The organism is Pseudomonas sp. I2 (assembly GCF_040984075.1).
Lineage (GTDB): Bacteria > Pseudomonadota > Gammaproteobacteria > Pseudomonadales > Pseudomonadaceae > Aquipseudomonas > Aquipseudomonas guariconensis_B.
Genome location: NZ_JBCGFQ010000012.1, coordinates 13,323 through 29,896 on the forward strand (window position 1 = coordinate 13,323; position 16,574 = coordinate 29,896).

At 65.3% G+C, this 16,574-nt stretch carries 15 protein-coding genes and 7 tRNA genes; 19 read left to right on the top strand and 3 right to left on the bottom strand.

Annotated features, from left to right (window positions below; genetic code table 11):
• The first annotated feature begins 1 nt into the window (after position 1).
• From mltG to WCE05_RS08180, 4 genes are read left to right on the top strand one after another with little or no spacing between them, the layout of a single operon-like run.
• Complete coding sequence (mltG, locus tag WCE05_RS08165; protein ID WP_225787050.1) at positions 2 to 1,186, top strand: endolytic transglycosylase MltG; 1,185 nt, start codon at positions 2 to 4, stop codon at positions 1,184 to 1,186.
• A gap of 9 nt (positions 1,187 to 1,195) precedes the next feature.
• A complete protein-coding gene (gene tmk / locus WCE05_RS08170) occupies positions 1,196 to 1,828 on the top strand; it encodes a dTMP kinase (protein ID WP_225787049.1) in 633 nt (210 codons plus the stop codon).
• Positions 1,821 to 2,807 carry a DNA polymerase III subunit delta' gene (locus WCE05_RS08175; RefSeq protein ID WP_368815723.1) on the top strand — a complete coding sequence of 329 codons (987 nt, stop codon included), beginning with the start codon at positions 1,821 to 1,823 and terminating at the stop codon, positions 2,805 to 2,807. Before tmk ends, WCE05_RS08175 begins: the two co-directional genes overlap by 8 nt.
• 37 nt (positions 2,808 to 2,844) lie before the next feature.
• Complete coding sequence (locus WCE05_RS08180) at positions 2,845 to 3,630, top strand: TatD family hydrolase (RefSeq protein ID WP_368815724.1); 786 nt, start codon at positions 2,845 to 2,847, stop codon at positions 3,628 to 3,630.
• 304 nt (positions 3,631 to 3,934) lie between these two features.
• Here the strand turns inward: WCE05_RS08180 and WCE05_RS08185 are convergent, their stop codons facing one another.
• Positions 3,935 to 5,068: an aminotransferase class V-fold PLP-dependent enzyme gene (locus WCE05_RS08185; protein WP_368815725.1), complete on the bottom strand. Its 1,134-nt coding sequence runs from the start codon at positions 5,066 to 5,068 to the stop codon at positions 3,935 to 3,937.
• A gap of 72 nt (positions 5,069 to 5,140) precedes the next feature.
• Here WCE05_RS08185 and WCE05_RS08190 point away from each other — a divergent pair, with 72 nt between their 5' ends.
• The 5 genes from WCE05_RS08190 (at position 5,141) to WCE05_RS08210 (ending at position 8,631) form a co-directional block, all read left to right on the top strand.
• Positions 5,141 to 5,776 (top strand): TetR/AcrR family transcriptional regulator, encoded by a 636-nt coding sequence (locus WCE05_RS08190; protein WP_225787045.1) that lies wholly within the window; start codon positions 5,141 to 5,143, stop codon positions 5,774 to 5,776.
• 106 nt (positions 5,777 to 5,882) lie between these two features.
• The gene (locus tag WCE05_RS08195; protein ID WP_253103130.1) at positions 5,883 to 6,851 is read left to right on the top strand and encodes a GTP 3',8-cyclase MoaA; all 969 of its coding nucleotides are present in this window, start codon (positions 5,883 to 5,885) and stop codon (positions 6,849 to 6,851) included.
• A gap of 65 nt (positions 6,852 to 6,916) precedes the next feature.
• On the top strand, positions 6,917 to 7,522 hold the full coding sequence (locus WCE05_RS08200) for a DUF4823 domain-containing protein (protein WP_368815726.1): 606 nt from the start codon (positions 6,917 to 6,919) through the stop codon (positions 7,520 to 7,522).
• A gap of 10 nt (positions 7,523 to 7,532) precedes the next feature.
• A complete protein-coding gene (locus WCE05_RS08205; RefSeq protein WP_368815727.1) occupies positions 7,533 to 8,090 on the top strand; it encodes a DUF1285 domain-containing protein in 558 nt (185 codons plus the stop codon).
• Between the two features lie 127 nt (positions 8,091 to 8,217).
• Positions 8,218 to 8,631, top strand: a complete 414-nt coding sequence (locus WCE05_RS08210; protein WP_368815728.1) for a cupin domain-containing protein — start codon at positions 8,218 to 8,220, stop codon at positions 8,629 to 8,631.
• 41 nt (positions 8,632 to 8,672) lie between these two features.
• Here the strand turns inward: WCE05_RS08210 and WCE05_RS08215 are convergent.
• Positions 8,673 to 8,748 (bottom strand) — tRNA-Asn (locus tag WCE05_RS08215).
• Between the two features lie 61 nt (positions 8,749 to 8,809).
• Positions 8,810 to 10,006, bottom strand: a complete 1,197-nt coding sequence (locus WCE05_RS08220) for an amino acid aminotransferase (RefSeq protein ID WP_225787040.1) — start codon at positions 10,004 to 10,006, stop codon at positions 8,810 to 8,812.
• 288 nt (positions 10,007 to 10,294) lie between these two features.
• Between WCE05_RS08220 and uvrB the strand changes: the two genes are divergently transcribed.
• From uvrB to WCE05_RS08270, 10 genes are all read left to right on the top strand, one after another.
• The gene (uvrB, locus tag WCE05_RS08225; protein WP_225787039.1) at positions 10,295 to 12,310 is read left to right on the top strand and encodes an excinuclease ABC subunit UvrB; all 2,016 of its coding nucleotides are present in this window, start codon (positions 10,295 to 10,297) and stop codon (positions 12,308 to 12,310) included.
• 146 nt (positions 12,311 to 12,456) lie between these two features.
• Complete coding sequence (gene gltX, locus WCE05_RS08230; protein WP_225787038.1) at positions 12,457 to 13,938, top strand: glutamate--tRNA ligase; 1,482 nt, start codon at positions 12,457 to 12,459, stop codon at positions 13,936 to 13,938.
• 312 nt (positions 13,939 to 14,250) lie between these two features.
• A tRNA-Ala gene (locus tag WCE05_RS08235) sits at positions 14,251 to 14,326 on the top strand.
• Positions 14,327 to 14,405: 79 nt separating this feature from the next.
• Positions 14,406 to 14,481: transfer RNA gene (locus WCE05_RS08240), tRNA-Glu, on the top strand.
• A 53-nt stretch (positions 14,482 to 14,534) separates the two neighbouring features.
• A tRNA-Ala gene (locus WCE05_RS08245) sits at positions 14,535 to 14,610 on the top strand.
• A gap of 42 nt (positions 14,611 to 14,652) precedes the next feature.
• Positions 14,653 to 14,728 (top strand) — tRNA-Glu (locus WCE05_RS08250).
• Positions 14,729 to 14,797: 69 nt separating this feature from the next.
• Positions 14,798 to 14,873: transfer RNA gene (locus WCE05_RS08255), tRNA-Ala, on the top strand.
• Positions 14,874 to 14,916: 43 nt separating this feature from the next.
• Positions 14,917 to 14,992: transfer RNA gene (locus tag WCE05_RS08260), tRNA-Glu, on the top strand.
• Positions 14,993 to 15,156: 164 nt separating this feature from the next.
• Entirely contained in the window at positions 15,157 to 15,696 is a 540-nt protein-coding gene (locus tag WCE05_RS08265; protein WP_225787037.1) for a TetR/AcrR family transcriptional regulator, read from the top strand.
• Between the two features lie 25 nt (positions 15,697 to 15,721).
• Entirely contained in the window at positions 15,722 to 16,555 is an 834-nt protein-coding gene (locus WCE05_RS08270) for an alpha/beta fold hydrolase (RefSeq protein ID WP_368815729.1), read from the top strand.
• Positions 16,556 to 16,574 lie beyond the last annotated feature (19 nt).

Consider the following 16,574-nt stretch of genomic DNA (forward strand, 5'->3'; position numbering starts at 1 on the left):
CGTGAGACGCAAATTCCTGCTGCTGCTGGAAATGGGCCTGATCCTCGCCGGTCTGGCCTTGGGCTGGGGGGCCTGGAAGGTCTACACCGTCCTGGAGCAGCCCCTGCACGTGACGCAGGAGCGCCTGCTCGACGTGCCCAGTGGCACCACCCCCAATCGCATGTTCTATCGCATGCAGGGCGAAGGCCTGCTCGAGGATGCCCTCTGGCTGCGCCTGTACTGGCGCTTCAACATGGCCGGTACCCCATTGCACACCGGCGAGTACCGCCTCACGCCGGGCATGACCGTGCATGACCTGTTCGAGGCCTGGCGCCGGGGCGACGTGGTGCAGTACAACCTGACCCTGGTCGAGGGCTGGACCTTCCGCCAGGTGCGCGCGGCCGTCGCCAAGCATGAAAAGATCAAGCATACCCTCGGCGGCTTGTCCGACTCGGAAGTGATGGATCGGCTCGGCCACACCGGCGTGTTTCCCGAGGGCCGCTTCTTCCCCGACACCTACCGTTTCGTGCGGGGCATGAGCGACGTCGAGCTGTTGCAGCAAGCCTACATGCGCCTGGAAGAGGTGCTGGCCAAGGAGTGGGCCGCACGGGCCAGCGGCTTGCCGTATCGCGATCCGTACCAGGCGCTGATCATGGCCTCGCTGGTGGAGAAGGAAACCGGTATTCCCCAGGAGCGTGGGCAGATCGCCGGCGTGTTCGTGCGCCGCCTGCGCCTTGGCATGATGCTGCAGACCGACCCGACGGTGATCTACGGCATGGGCGAGCGCTACAACGGCAGGATCACCCGTGCCGACCTGCGCGAGCCGACGCCCTACAACACCTACACCATGACCGGCCTGCCGCCGACGCCGATCGCCATGGTCGGTCGCGAGGCCATCCATGCCGCGCTGAACCCGGCCGATGGCAGCAGCCTGTACTTCGTCGCCCGTGGTGACGGCAGCCATGTGTTCTCCGACGACCTGGACGACCACAATACGGCGGTACGTGAATACCAGCTCAAGCGTCGTGCGGACTACCGTTCCAGCCCGGCGCCCCAGGCGCAGCCGGAGGAGGGCGGGCAGGTCGCGCCCTCCGAGCCGCCGGCCGAGACCGGCGAGCCCCCGGCCACCGGCCCGGCGGACGCGGGCGACGAGCCTGCCACCGAATCCGCGCCGGCCGAGCCGCCGGCACCTGACGAACAACAGTAAGGACTGCCCGTGAGCGGTTTGTTTATTACCCTGGAAGGCCCCGAAGGCGCGGGCAAGAGCACCAATCGCGAGTACCTGGCCGAGCGCCTGCGCGAGCAGGGCGTGGACGTGGTGCTGACCCGTGAGCCCGGCGGCACGCCGCTGGCCGAGCGAATCCGCGAGCTGCTGCTGGCGCCGAGCGACGAATGCATGGCTGCCGACACCGAGCTGCTGCTGGTCTTCGCTGCCCGCGCCCAGCACCTGGCCGAGGTCATTCGCCCGGCGCTGGCCCGTGGTGCCGTGGTGCTGTGCGATCGTTTCACCGATGCCACCTACGCCTACCAGGGCGGTGGCCGCGGCCTGCCGCAGGCGCGTATCGCCACCCTGGAGCACTTCGTCCAGGGCGAACTGCGCCCCGACCTGACCCTGGTCTTCGACCTGCCGGTCGAAGTCGGCCTGGCCCGTGCCGCCGCGCGGGGGCGCCTGGACCGGTTCGAGCAGGAAGGCCAGGCCTTCTTCGAGGCGGTGCGCCAGGCCTACCTCGCGCGTGCCCGCCGTGAACCCCAGCGCTACAGCCTGCTGGACGCCGCGCAGCCGTTGGAGGCCGTGCAGCGCGCCATCGATGGCCTGCTGCCGGGGATCCTGGAGCGCTGCCGTGGCTGACGCCTATCCCTGGCAGCAGGCGCTCTGGCAACAGTTGGCCGGCCGTACCCGGCACGCCCATGCCTACCTGCTGCACGGGCCCCAGGGGATCGGCAAGCGTGCCCTGGCCGAGCGCCTGATGGCCCGGCTGCTGTGCCAGCAACCCCAGGGGGTGGATGCCTGCGGGCAGTGCAAGTCCTGCCTGTTGCTCAAGGCGGGCAGCCATCCGGACAACTTCGTGCTGGAGCCGGAAGACACCGACAAGCCGATCAAGATCGACCAGGTCCGTGAGCTGGTGTCCTTCGTGGTGCAGACGGCCCAGTTGGGCGGGCGCAAGGTGGTCCTGATCGAGCCGGTCGAGGCCATGAACGTCAATGCCTCCAACGCCCTGCTCAAGAGCCTGGAGGAGCCCTCCGGCGATACCGTGCTGCTGCTGGTCAGCCACCAGCCTAGCCGCTTGTTGCCGACTATCAAGAGCCGCTGCCAGCAGGTTGCCTGCCCGCAGCCCAGCCTGGCCCAGAGCAAGGCCTGGCTGGCGGATGCCTTGCCCGAGAGCGACGAGGCCGAGCGTGACGAGTTGCTGACCTTGGCCGCAGGCTCGCCGCTGATGGCCGTGAGCTTGCAGGCCCAGGGCATACGCGAGCAGCGGGCGCTGGTCACCGAGGGCGTCAAGAAGTTGCTCAAGCAGCAGCAATCGCCCAGCCAGTTGGCCGAAGCCTGGAGCAGCGTCCCGTTGTTGCTGCTGTTCGACTGGTTCTGCGACTGGTCGCACCTGATCCTGCGTTATCAATTGACCCAGGATGAACAGGGGCTAGGCTTGGCCGATATGCGCAAGGTCCTGCAATACCTGGCGCAGAAGAGCCGGCAGGGCCGGGTGCTGGAGGTCCAGGCGTGGATCCTCGAGCAGCGCCAGAAGGTGCTGGCCAAGGCCAACCTCAATCGCGTGCTGTTGCTGGAAGCCTTGCTGGCCCATTGGCTGCAGTTGCCGGGCTCCCGTTGATCTTTCCTTTCGTTTCCTTCACGTGTGTCGTCATCCCATGCTCGTAGATTCCCATTGCCACCTCGACCGTCTTGACCTGAGTGCCCACCAGGGCTCCCTCGATGCCGCCCTGCAGGCCGCCCGTGGGCGGGGCGTCGGGCATTTCCTGTGCATCGGCGTGAGCGCCGATAACGCCGATGCGGTCAAGGCGCTGAGCGAGCGCTATGCCGATGTCGACTGCTCGGTGGGCGTGCATCCGCTGGACCTGGCGCCGGGCGAGACACCGGCGCTGGCGTGGCTGCTGGGCGAGCTCGCCCATCCTCACGTGGTGGCGATCGGCGAGACCGGGCTGGACTATCACTACGAGCCGGAGGCCGCCGAGTTGCAGCAGGCCTCCTTCCGCCTGCACCTGGAGGCGTCGCGGCAGACCGGCAAGCCGGTGATCGTCCATACTCGCGCAGCGCGGGCCGACACCTTGGCGCTGCTGCGCGAGGCCAGCCTGCCCCAGGCCGGAGTGCTGCACTGCTTCACCGAGGACTGGGACATGGCCCGCGCGGCGCTGGACCTGGGCTACTACATCTCGCTGTCGGGCATCGTCACCTTCCGCAACGCCGATGCCCTGCGCGATGTCGCCCGCCAGGTGCCGGCCGACCGCCTGCTGGTGGAAACCGATTCGCCCTACCTGGCGCCCATCCCGTACCGTGGCAAGCCGAACCTGCCGCAGTACGTGCGCGAAGTGGCCGAGTACGTGGCCTCGCTGCGTGGCGTCAGCTATGAGCAGTTGGCGCAGCAGACCACCGCCAACTTCAAGCGGCTGTTTCCGCTGGCGCGGGTTGCCGGCTGAGTTTGCAGGCCGCTCTGTGTGAGCGGTATAGCCATTACTCGGGCCGCTTCGCGCCCCAACGGTGTAACCCGACGCAGTGGCCTGATCGCAGGCAAAAAAAACCCGGGTTCTGGGGGGGGAATCCGGGTTAAGACCATTAGGAGTAAAACAAAGGTACCGCGGTCCCTGGGCACCTTTATTGGCGTGCCACTTGGGGGGATGCGCCACGCCAACACTCCAAGTATTGGTCAGCTTTGGCACAGTGCCAGCGACAACTGGTCGTTTTTTAAACAGATTTGGAATACGCCTGGGATGCATCCGGCCATCAACGCATGGCCAGCGCGCGGACTTGCTGGATCGCTTCGTCGATCGAGCGCTCTTCTGTATGGAAATGCGGCGAAAAACGCACACCCGACCCGCGCAGCGCACAGATCGTCCGCTCGGCGGTGAGTGCCCGGTAGATATGCTCACTGTCGTGCCCATCCAGGCTGAAGGTCACGATACCGGCCCGTCGCGCCGGGTTTGCCGGGCTGTGCAGGCGCACGCCAGGAATCGCCGCCAACCCTTGGTGCAATTGCTCGATGCGTTGCTCCAGGTGGCGCGCCACCACGTCCATGCCGACGTCTTCCAGCAGCGACAGGCTCGCCTCCAGCGCACAGGCGCCCAGCATGTTCGGGCTGCCGCACTCGAACCGCCGGGCGCTGCGCGCCGGTTGCCACTGACGGCGCTCGAAATCGCCCAGGTGCTCGAGCATGTGCCAGCCATAGGCGTTGAGCTTCAGGCGCGGGCGCAGTTCGGCGCGGCAGTAGAACATCCCCAGGCCCTCGGGGCCGAGCATCCACTTGTGGCCATCGGCCATGGCGAAGTCGCACTGGTAGCGCTGCACGTCGAAGGGCAGGGCGCCGACCTGCTGGATGGCATCGACGCAGAACAGCACACCCCTTGCCCGACAGGCCTGGCCGAGCCGGGCCAGGTCCAGGCGCAGGCCGCTGGCGAACTGCACGGCGCTGACCGCCAGCAGCCGGGCCCGCTCGCCGCAGGCGGCAAGCAGGGCGGCCTCCGGGTCGGTGCCGGCGAGGCTCACCGGGATCACCTGTACGCCGCGGTCGGCCAAGGCTTCCCAGACCACTCGGTTGGAGGGGAACTCCTCGTCGCTGATCACCACCTGGTCGCCCACCTGCCAGTCGAGGCCGAAGGCCACCAGGGAGAGCGCCTCGGACGTGCTCTTGACCAGGGCGATGTCCGCGCGCGACGGCGCATTGACCAGGCGGGCCAGGCGTTCGCGCAGGCGCCGCTCGGTATCCAGCCAGCGTGGGTACTGGCTGGCGCCCAGCTGCACGCTGTCGCGGGCGAAACGGGCCACCGCCTCGCCGGCCCGCCGTGGCCAGGGGGCGACGGCGGCGTGATTCAGGTAGCGCAGGCCCGGCGCCAGGTCGAACTCATCGTGAAACATAGACATGCTTGGATGATCCGTGCAATTTGCTGCAAGTTAGGCATAATAAACCGCTTCGATTGTCATCCAGTCCTTCCTATGCAGAAAGAACCTCGTAAGGTCCGTGAGTTTCGCCGCCGCGAACAAGAGATCCTCGACACCGCGCTCAAGCTGTTCCTCGAACAGGGTGAAGACAGCGTCACCGTCGAGATGATCGCCGACGCCGTGGGTATCGGCAAAGGTACGATCTACAAGCACTTCAAGTCCAAGGCGGAGATCTACCTGCGCCTGATGCTCGACTACGAGCGCGACCTGAACGCCCTGTTGCACTCGGACGACGTCGACCGCGACAAGGAAGCCCTGTCGCGCGCCTACTTCGAGTTTCGCATGCGTGACCCGCAGCGCTACCGGCTGTTCGACCGCCTGGAAGAGAAAGTGGTCAAGGGCAACCAGGTGCCGGAGATGGTCGAGGAGCTGCACCGTATCCGCGCCTCCAACTTCGATCGCCTGACCCTGCTGATCAAGGGGCGCATCAGCGAGGGCAAGCTCGAGGACGTGCCACCGTACTTCCACTACTGCGCGGCCTGGGCCCTGGTGCACGGTGCCGTGGCACTGTACCACTCGCCATTCTGGAGCAACGTGCTGGAAGACCAGGAGGGCTTTTTCCAGTTCCTCATGGACATCGGTGTACGCATGGGCAACAAGCGCAAGCGCGACCCGGAACCCGCGAACTGAAGCACGCCACCGGGTTTTTCCCGGTACCGTCCGACATGCAGGCTTGCAAAAACCTGATTTTTGAGTCAGGTTTTGCAGGCCCGATTCTTCCATGCCGGAGTCATCCATGATCGTCGATCGTCAAGGCAGGCGCTTTCGCAACCTGCGTGTCAGCCTGACGGCTGCTTGCAACTATGCCTGCAGCTATTGCGTGCCCGACGGCAAGCGCCTGGTGGCGGCGCAGGATGAGCTGCCGGCCGATGCCCTGGCCCGCGGCGTGGCGTACCTGATCGAAGCCGCGGGCATCGAGCGGCTGCGCATCACCGGTGGCGAGCCACTGGTCAGCCCCCGCCTCGAGGCGTTTCTGCAGACCGTGGCAGGGCTGGGCCTGGTGGATATCGGCCTGACCACCAATGGCCAGTTGCTGTCGCGCAAGCTGGCGCTGCTGCGCGCCGCTGGCATCCGCCGTCTCAACGTTTCCCTCGATACCCTCGATGCCCAGGCCTTTCGCCGCATCGCCCGTGGCGGCGACTTGGCCTGCGTGCTGGCCGGCATGGAGCAGGCCAGTGCCGCCGGTATGCGCATCAAGGTGAACATGGTGCCGATGCGTGGGCAGAACCTCGACCAGGTCTTGCCGATGCTCGACTACTGCCTGGCGCGGGGCTACGAGCTACGCTTCATCGAGCTCATGCGCATGGGCCACCTGGCGCGTGATACCAACGCCTTCCTGCAGCAGTTCGTGGGCCTGCAGCACTTGCTGGAGATGATCGGCCAGGCCCACGACTACCAGCCGGCCAGCGCAGCACCGGACGCGACGGCGCTGCGCTACCGGATTCCCGGCAAGGGCCATTTCGGTGTGATCGCCAACGAAAGCATGCCGTTCTGCCGGAGCTGTTCGCGCCTGCGCTTGTCGTCCACCGGCTGGCTGCATGGCTGCCTGTCGTCGGGCAACCGTCATTTCATCGGTGATTTGCTCGACAAACCTCGCCACCAGGCGCTTCCCGCCTTGCAGCGGCTGCTGGTCAAAGCCCTGGCGGACAAGCAGGACCTGGCGTTTTCCGGGGGCGCGACGATCATGAAGGTGATCGGCGGCTGACTCTGGCGCAAAAGCTGCATCTGGCGGCTGTTCGCCGGTTTTTCGTCACCGGTTCTGGAGGAAAGATGCGTAGCCTGGTCTTGCTGCTGGCGCTGATGGCGCTGGGCGGCTGCATGAATGTCAGCGATATGGGCGAAGGTGTTCGCTACCACATGAGCGATGCCGGATTGCTGGATCACAGCGATACGCGCCGCAGCCTGTCGGTGCGCCTGCAACCCGATTCGTTCATCTTCATCGGCCAGGGGGCCTTCGTGCCGCCGGGCAAGGGGCCTGCGCCCCGGCCGAACGTGGTGGCCGAGCAAGCATTCAAGAGTTTCGTCGAGTATTTCCCCTTGGTACGTCGTGCCCAGGGGCCACTGGGGCTGGAGCAGGCGATTGCCGAGGCCCGCTCGGTGGGGGCTCACTATGTGTTGTACACGCGTTTCGCGCGGACCGACGACCGGATCGGCAATGGCGATGAATGGTACGACGAGCAGGCGGTCGATCGCCTGGGTGTGGACACCGGCGTGGTACAGATGATGCTGATCGAAACCAGTACCCGCTACTTGATCGACACGGCACGCATCAAGAGCCGTGGCGGTTTGTTGACGTTCCACGACAAGGCGCCGGAAGATTTGCTTGGGCCGCCCATGCGCGATTACGCTCGTAGCTTGTTGGGCATGAGTCGTTGAGGAGAGGGTGATGACAGCTACCGGCAAGGCCAATGATCTTCTGGCGCAGATCCCCAAGGAGAAGGGCCTGCCGCCGGTGCACCTGTGGAACCCGGATTTTTGCGGCGACATCGACATGCGCATCGCCCGCGATGGCACCTGGTACTACCTGGGGACGCCGATCGGGCGCAAGCCGATGGTGCGCTTGTTCTCCACCATCATCCGCCGCGACGGCGACGACTATTTCCTGGTCACGCCGGTGGAGAAGGTGGGGATCCGCGTCGATGACGCGCCCTTCGTCGCGGTGTTGCTGGAGGTGGAGGGCAGTGGCGAGCAACAGGTGCTGCGCTTGACCAGCAATGTCGACGACCAGGCCGAGGCGGGCCCCGACCATCCGCTGCGGGTCGAGATCGACCCTCGCACCCAGGAGCCTTCGCCCTACATCCTCATGCGCAGCAACCTCGAGGCGCTGATTCATCGCAATGTGTTCTACCAGCTGGTCGAACTGGCGGTGCCGCGCGAGATCGCGGGGGAGGAGTGGCTCGGGGTCTGGAGCCATGGCGAGTTCTATCCGATCGGGCGGCCCTAGGGTTTTGGGGGCTGCTTGACTGACCGGCATTGCGCGAAGCGGCCCCCTGCTTTTCCTTCAGATTGGCTGTTTTTCTCCCACGGCGTAGGGCCTAACCTGCTGGCAGCCACCCATCAGGAGATGCCCCATGAGACCCATCCCTCTATCCCTGGCCTTGCTCACCGCCGCAGGTTTACTCGCCGCCCAGGCATCCGCCTGGGCCCACGGCGAGGAGCGCGGCCAGGTCAAGGTCCTGCAGCAGCAGCGCCCCAGCAATGCCCCCGGCCAGCAAGCGGTGATGCTCACCGTCAGCTATGCACCCGGGCAGGCATCGCCCGCCCATCGGCATCCGGGCGCCGTGATGGCCTACGTGCTGGAAGGGGCAGTGGTGTCGAAGCTCGGCGATGGCCAGGAGAAGACCTACAAGGCCGGCGAATACTGGTACGAGGCGCCAGGCACCGTGCACAGCGTGTCGCGCAATGCCAGCGAGGCCGAGCCGGCCAGGTTGCTGGTCTGGAGCCTGGTGGACGAGGGCAGGGCGGTCACCGAACCGCTGGAATGAAAAAACCTCCAGTGCATGCGCATCTGGAGGTTTTCAATGTCTGGCTCCGCGACCTGGACTCGAACCAGGGACCCAATGATTAACAGTCATTTGCTCTACCGACTGAGCTATCGCGGAATCTGGGCGTATCTTACTGATTGCCAAGGAGAAGTCAAGCTCCTCCTTGGCAATCGGCGCGTTACAGCACCTCGACGATGGCCTTGGTGACCACGTGGATGTTGCCCTGGTTCAGCGCGGCGACGCAGATGCGGCCGGTGTCCAGGGCATAGATGCCGAACTCGTCCTTCAGGCGGGCGACCTGCGCGGCGCTCAGTCCCGAGTAGGAGAACATGCCGCGCTGGCGGCCGACGAAGCTGAAGTCACGCGAGGCGCCGTATTCGGCCAGCAGCTCGACCATCTGCTTGCGCATGCCGTGGATGCGGCCACGCATCTCGCCCAGCTCGGCTTCCCACATCTGGCGCAGCTCGGCGTTGTTGAGCACGGCGCAGACGATGCTGGCGCCGTGGGTCGGCGGGTTGGAGTAGGTGGTGCGGATGACGCGCTTGACCTGCGACAGCACGCGGGTGCTCTCGTCGCGGGAGCCGGTGACGATCGACAGGGCGCCGACACGCTCGCCATACAGCGAGAACGACTTGGAGAACGAGCTGGAGACGAAGAAGTCCAGGCCCGACTCGGCGAACAGGCGTACGGCGAAGGCGTCTTCGGCGATGCCGTCGCCAAAGCCCTGGTAGGCCATGTCGAGGAACGGCACATGGCCCTTGGCCTTGACCACGTCCAGGACGTTCTTCCAGTCGTCCAGGCCCAGGTCGACGCCGGTCGGGTTATGGCAGCAGGCGTGCAGAACGATGATCGAGCCGGCGGGCAGGGCGTTCAGGTCTTCGAGCATGCCGGCGCGGTTCACGTCGTTGCTCGGTGCGTCGTAGTAACGGTAGTTCTGCACCGGGAAGCCGGCACTCTCGAACAGGGCACGGTGGTTCTCCCAGCTCGGGTCGCTGATCGCCACCACGGCGTTGGGCGACAGGCGCTTGAGGAAGTCGGCGCCGATCTTCAGGGCGCCGGTGCCACCGACCGCCTGCACGGTCACCACGCGGCCTTCGGCCAGCAGCGGCGACTCGGCGCCGAACAGCAGCTTCTGCACGGCCTGGTCGTAGGTGGCGATGCCGTCGATCGGCAGGTAGCCGCGGGAGGCGTGCTGGGCGGCACGCTGGGTCTCGGCCTCGATGACCGCGCGCAGCAGCGGGATACGGCCTTCCTCATTGCAGTACACGCCCACACCCAGGTTGACCTTGTCGGTACGGGTATCGGCGTTGAATGCTTCGTTGAGGCCCAGGATGGGGTCGCGGGGTGCCAGCTCGACAGCGGAAAACAGGCTCATTGTTACCTTGGCTCTGAATGGAGTGTGATAGGACGCGCACGCTCCGGCCGAGTGCACTGAAGCGGTGCGCAAACGGGGAGTCAGTATAGTGATACCGGCCGGTCACGGCGACAGCCTGGCGCGGCTTTTCCGGGGTTTTGCGCGAATATTTTTCAACCATTGGTCGTATTGCCAGGTCCATTGGAGAAAATGCCCGTCCGCTTGCCTTGAAAGGGGCGCCTGGCGCGCTCATTTGGGTATAGACTACTGGCTAAATTTACAGTTGCCGCGACACCATCGAGGTCCGTCATGTCCGAGTTCCAGCTCGTCACCCGTTTCCAGCCGGCCGGCGACCAGCCCGAGGCCATCCGCCAGATGGTCGAGGGCATCGAGGCCGGGCTTTCGCACCAGACCCTGCTCGGGGTGACCGGCTCGGGCAAGACCTTCAGCATCGCCAACGTCATCCAGCAGGTCCAGCGCCCGACCCTGGTGCTGGCGCCCAACAAGACCCTGGCCGCCCAGCTCTACGGCGAGTTCAAGGCGTTCTTCCCCAACAACGCGGTGGAGTATTTCGTTTCCTACTACGACTACTACCAGCCGGAAGCCTACGTGCCGTCGTCGGACACCTTCATCGAGAAGGACGCCTCGATCAACGACCACATCGAGCAGATGCGCCTGTCGGCGACCAAGGCGCTGCTGGAGCGGCGCGACGCCATCATCGTCACCACGGTGTCCTGCATCTACGGCCTGGGCAGCCCCGAGACCTACCTGAAGATGGTCCTGCACGTCGACCGTGGCGACAAGCTCGACCAGCGCGCCTTGCTGCGCCGCCTGGCAGACCTGCAGTACACCCGCAACGAGATGGACTTCGCCCGCGCCACTTTCCGCGTGCGCGGCGACGTGGTCGATATCTTCCCGGCCGAATCGGACCTGGAGGCCATTCGCATCGAGTTGTTCGACGACGAGGTGGAGAACATCGCCGCCTTCGACCCGCTCACCGGCGAGGTGATCCGCAAGCTGCCACGTTTCACCTTCTACCCCAAGAGCCACTACGTCACCCCGCGCGAGACCCTGCTCGAGGCGGTGGAGGGGATCAAGGAGGAGCTCAAGGATCGCCTGGCGTACCTGCACAAGGCCAACAAGCTGGTGGAGGCCCAGCGTCTGGAGCAGCGCACCCGCTTCGACCTGGAGATGATCCTCGAGCTCGGCTACTGCAACGGCATCGAGAACTACTCGCGCTACCTCTCCGGACGCCCGGCCGGCGCGCCGCCACCGACCCTGTACGACTACCTGCCGCCCGACGCGCTGCTGGTGATCGACGAGTCCCACGTCAGCGTTCCCCAGGTCGGCGCCATGTACAAGGGCGACCGCTCGCGCAAGGAGACGCTGGTGGAGTATGGCTTCCGCCTGCCCTCGGCGCTGGACAACCGGCCCATGCGCTTCGACGAGTGGGAGGCGGTCAGCCCGCAGACCATCTTCGTCTCGGCGACCCCGGGCCCCTACGAGGACGAGCATGCGGGGCGGGTGATCGAGCAGGTGGTACGCCCCACTGGCCTGGTCGACCCGCAGGTGGAAGTGCGCCCGGCGCTGACCCAGGTCGACGACCTGCTCTCGGAGATCGGCAAGCGCGTGGCGGTCGGCGAGCGGGTGCTGGCCACGACCCTGACCAAGCGCATGGCCGAGGACCTTACCGACTACCTGGCCGACCACGAGGTGCGGGTGCGCTACCTGCACTCGGACATCGACACCGTCGAGCGGGTCGAGATCATCCGCGACCTGCGCCTGGGTACCTTCGACGTGCTGGTGGGCATCAACCTGTTGCGTGAAGGCCTGGACATGCCAGAGGTGTCCCTGGTGGCCATCCTCGATGCCGACAAGGAGGGCTTCCTGCGCTCCGAGCGCTCGCTGATCCAGACCATCGGCCGAGCTGCGCGCAACCTCAATGGCAAGGCGATCCTCTACGCCGACCAGGTCACCGGCTCCATGCGTCGGGCCATCGACGAGACCGAGCGGCGCCGGGCCAAGCAGATCGCCTTCAACGAGGCCCATGGCATCGTGCCCAAGGGTGTGGTCAAGGACATCACCGACATCATGGAGGGCGCCAGCGTCCCGGGTGGCCGCAGCAAGAAGCGCAAGGGCATGGCCAAGGCGGCGCAAGAAAGCGCCCGCTACGAGGCCGAACTGCAGACCCCGGCCGAGATCACCCGGCGCATCAAGCAACTGGAAGAGAAGATGTTCCAGCTCGCCCGCGACCTGGAGTTCGAGGCCGCGGCGCAACTGCGCGACGAGATCGCCCAATTGCGCGAGCGGTTGATCGCCAGTTGACCGGGGAGGGCGGTTGCGGCCTCGAGGTGTTTTGACGCGGCCCCAATGCGCTCAGCTCTTCCCCTGCCGGATGTTCACTGCTGGAGCCCGATACCCGCTCCCTGCTAACATCCGGCCTTTGTTTCATCTTTCGTCCGAGACTGTCCATGACCACCGTTCGCACGCGTATCGCGCCATCGCCCACCGGCGATCCCCATGTCGGCACCGCCTACATCGCCCTGTTCAACTACTGCTTCGCCAAGCAGCACGGCGGTGAGTTCATCCTGCGTATCGAAGATACCGACCAACTGCGCTCGACCCGCGAGTCGGAGCAGCAGATCTTCGACGCCCTGCGCTGGCTCGGCATCGAGTGGAACGAAGGCCCGGACGTCGGCGGCCCCCATGGTCCGTACCGGCAGAGCGAGCGGGGTGAAATCTACGCCAAGTACGCCAAGCAACTGGTGGATGCCGGGCACGCCTTCTATTGCTTCTGCACCGCCGAGGAGTTGGAGCAGATGCGTGCCGAGCAGATGGCCCGCGGTGAAACCCCGCGCTACGACGGCCGCGCCCTGAAGCTGAGCGCCGAAGAAGTGCAGCGCCGCCTGGATGCCGGCGAGCCCCACGTGATCCGCATGAAGGTGCCCAGCGAGGGCGTCTGCGTGGTGCCGGACATGCTCCGTGGTGACGTCGAGATCCCATGGGACCGCATGGACATGCAGGTGCTGATGAAGAACGACGGCCTGCCGACCTACTTCCTGGCCAACGTGGTCGACGACCACCTGATGGGCATCACCCACGTCCTGCGGGGCGAGGAGTGGCTGCCGTCGGCGCCCAAGCTGATCAAGCTATACGAATACTTCGGTTGGGAGCAGCCGAAGCTGTGCTACATGCCGCTGCTGCGCAATCCTGACAAGAGCAAGCTGTCCAAGCGCAAGAACCCGACCTCGGTGACCTTCTACGAGCGCATGGGCTTCCTCCCCGAGGCCATGCTCAACTACCTGGGCCGCATGGGCTGGTCCATGCCGGACGAGCGCGAGAAGTTCTCCCTGGCCGAGATGGTCGAGCATTTCGACCTGTCGCGCGTCTCGCTGGGCGGCCCGATCTTCGACATCGAGAAGCTGTCCTGGCTCAACGGCCAGTGGCTGCGTGACCTGCCGCTGGAGGAGTTCGCTACGCGGGTGCAGAAATGGGCCTTCAACAGCGACTACCTGATGAAGATCGCCCCGCACGTGCAGAGCCGGGTCGAGACCTTCAGCCAGATCGCGCCGCTGGGCGGGTTCTTCTTCGAGGGCGCGTTGAAGCTCGACGCCAAGCTGTTCGAACACAAGAAGCTGTCGCCCGACCAGGTGCGCCAGGTCATGCAACTGATCCTGTGGAAGCTGGAAAGCCTGCGCCAGTGGGAGAAGGAGCGCATCACCGGCTGCATCCAGGCCGTGGTCGAGGCCCTGGAGCTGAAGCTGCGCGATGCCATGCCGCTGATGTTCGCCGCCATCACTGGCCAGGCCAGTTCGGTCTCGGTGCTCGACGCCATGGAAATCCTCGGCCCGGACCTGACCCGCTATCGCCTGCGCCAGGCCCTGGACCTGCTCGGTGGCGTGTCGAAGAAGGAAAACAAGGAGTGGGAGAAGCTGCTGGCGAACATCGCCTGATCGCTTCGAGCATGGCCTGTAGGGCTGCTTCGCAGCCCATCGCCCCACCCATACGGCGCCGCTGCCAGGGCGGCGCTAGCCTTGTGGGAGTGGGCCTGTCCGCGAAGGCGCGGGTGAATACCCCGCCGCATTTCGGGTGGTTTTTCTCGGCAGGGCGGTAAGTGATTGTTATCTCGAAAAAAACTTTTGGTTTTTTTCAAAAATTTGTTTGACAGCCCTGCAATCCGATCTTAATATGCGCCCCGTCCACAGCGATGAGCGACTACGAAACGCCAGGCACCCAGCCAGCGATTCCGTTCAGCGCGACATTGTGGGGCTATAGCTCAGCTGGGAGAGCGCCTGCATGGCATGCAGGAGGTCAGCGGTTCGATCCCGCTTAGCTCCACCAAATTCCGCTTCACGATCACATTCGTTGATCGGGAGGCAAGATCGGATTCCAGCAATCCGGTCTTGAAGGTAGAAGGTTCGTCCCCTTCGTCTAGTGGCCTAGGACACCGCCCTTTCACGGCGGTAACAGGGGTTCGAGTCCCCTAGGGGACGCCAGTTTTACACAAGCGACGTTTCAGGATGTCGCTGGGCCGAGAGGCTAGAAATCCGGGGCTATAGCTCAGCTGGGAGAGCGCCTGCATGGCATGCAGGAGGTCAGCGGTTCGATCCCGCTTAGCTCCACCAATTTTGCCGGGTTCGCGCAAGCGGATCGGTACGAAGGTTGTTGTCCCCTTCGTCTAGTGGCCTAGGACACCGCCCTTTCACGGCGGTAACAGGGGTTCGAGTCCCCTAGGGGACGCCACTTTTACCCGCGTCTTGCGGGAGTTGAAAGGCTCATTCGCATATTGGATGGGCCTTTTGTTTTCACCTCGGGGCTATAGCTCAGCTGGGAGAGCGCCTGCATGGCATGCAGGAGGTCAGCGGTTCGATCCCGCTTAGCTCCACCAATTCCTCCAGGGTCCGTGAACGCGGATCTGCACGAAGGTCAACGTCCCCTTCGTCTAGTGGCCTAGGACACCGCCCTTTCACGGCGGTAACAGGGGTTCGAGTCCCCTAGGGGACGCCATTTTTACCCGCGTTTTGCGGGAGTTGAAAGGCTCATTCGCATATTGAATGGGCCTTTTGTTTTTTCCACGCCCTTATTTTCTGCTCGATCGATGGTCGCGGATTTCGCTTGCCAGAAAATATTACGCTGATAATATTTCGATCATAATATTTTCGAGGTGAGCGATGAACGACAGGAAGAGCAAGACCCGTGAGCGCATTCTCGAGGCCGCCTGCAACGCCTTGATCCAGCATGGCCCGGCCGAACCGAGCGTCAGCCAGGTGATGGGCGCCGCTGGGCTGACGGTGGGCGGTTTCTACGCGCACTTCGACAGCAAGGACGAACTGATGCTGGAGGCGTTCCGTCATCTGCTCGGCGAGCGTCGGGCCTTGCTCGCCCAGGTCGACCCCAGCCTTGATGGCGCGGGGCGACGGGCCCTGGCGGCGGCCTTCTACCTGTCGCGCAAGCACCGTGATGCCCAGGAACATGCCTGCCCGCTGCCCAATGCCCTGGGCGAGATGCAGCGCCTGCCGGAGGCGTTTCGCGAGGTGCTGGCCGAACACATCGAGTTGATGACCGCGCAGATGGTCGATCGTCCCGAAGATATCGACAAGGCCTTCGCCGACCTTGCCCTGATGATCGGCGGCCTGACCCTGGCCCGTGCCTTGGGCGATGGCGAGCTGTCCGATCGGATCCTGCGTGCCGCCAAGTCGGCGGTGCTCTGAACAACCTGACCCCTGGAGCAAGGTGATGACAACCCTGAGCTGGATTCGAGGCGTCAACGGCACCCTGGGCCACCTGGCCCCTGAAACCGTCGCTGGCCGGATGCGCCGGGCCTTCATGACCCCGCGCAACCTGCCGCCCAGGCAGTGGGAGCTGCCGCTGCTGGCCACGGCCGAGCGCATCACCTTGCGCTTCGGCTTGTCGGCGCTGCGCTGGGGCAAGGGGCCGACGGTGCTGCTGATGCACGGTTGGGAAGGGCGGCCGACCCAGTTCGCCGCGTTGATCGATACCCTGGTGCGGGCCGGCCATACCGTGGTGTCCCTGGAGGGGCCGGCCCATGGTCGTTCGCCCGGCCAGCAGGCCCATGTGGTGCTGTTCGCCCGCGCCTTGCTGGAGGCGGCCGCTGAATTGCCACCGCTGCGCGCAGTGATCGGCCATTCCATGGGCGGTGCCAGCGTGCTGCTGGCCTTGCAGTGGGGCTTGCGCACGGAGGCGGCGGTGAGCATCGCCGCACCCGCGCAGCTGCTTGGGGTGCTGCGCGGCTTCGCCCGGCGCCTGGGGTTGCCGGCGCGGGCCCGGGCAGCGTTCATCCGCCAGGTCGAGCAGGATGTCGGCGTGCAGATCGCGCGCCTGGACGTCAGCGGCTACCAACTCGAGCTGCCCGGGTTGGTGGTGCACGCCAGCGATGACCGGTTGGTGCCGGCCAGCGAGGCCCAGCTCATCCACAAGGCCTGGTTCGACAGCCGCCTGATGGTGCTGGAGGAGGGCGGCCACCAGCGCGTACTGGCCGACCCACGCCTGGGCGAAGCGGTGCTCGAACTGCTGGCGCGTGCGCCACGACCGGCGCGGCAAAGCGCCTGAGCATCCGGTACACTCTGCC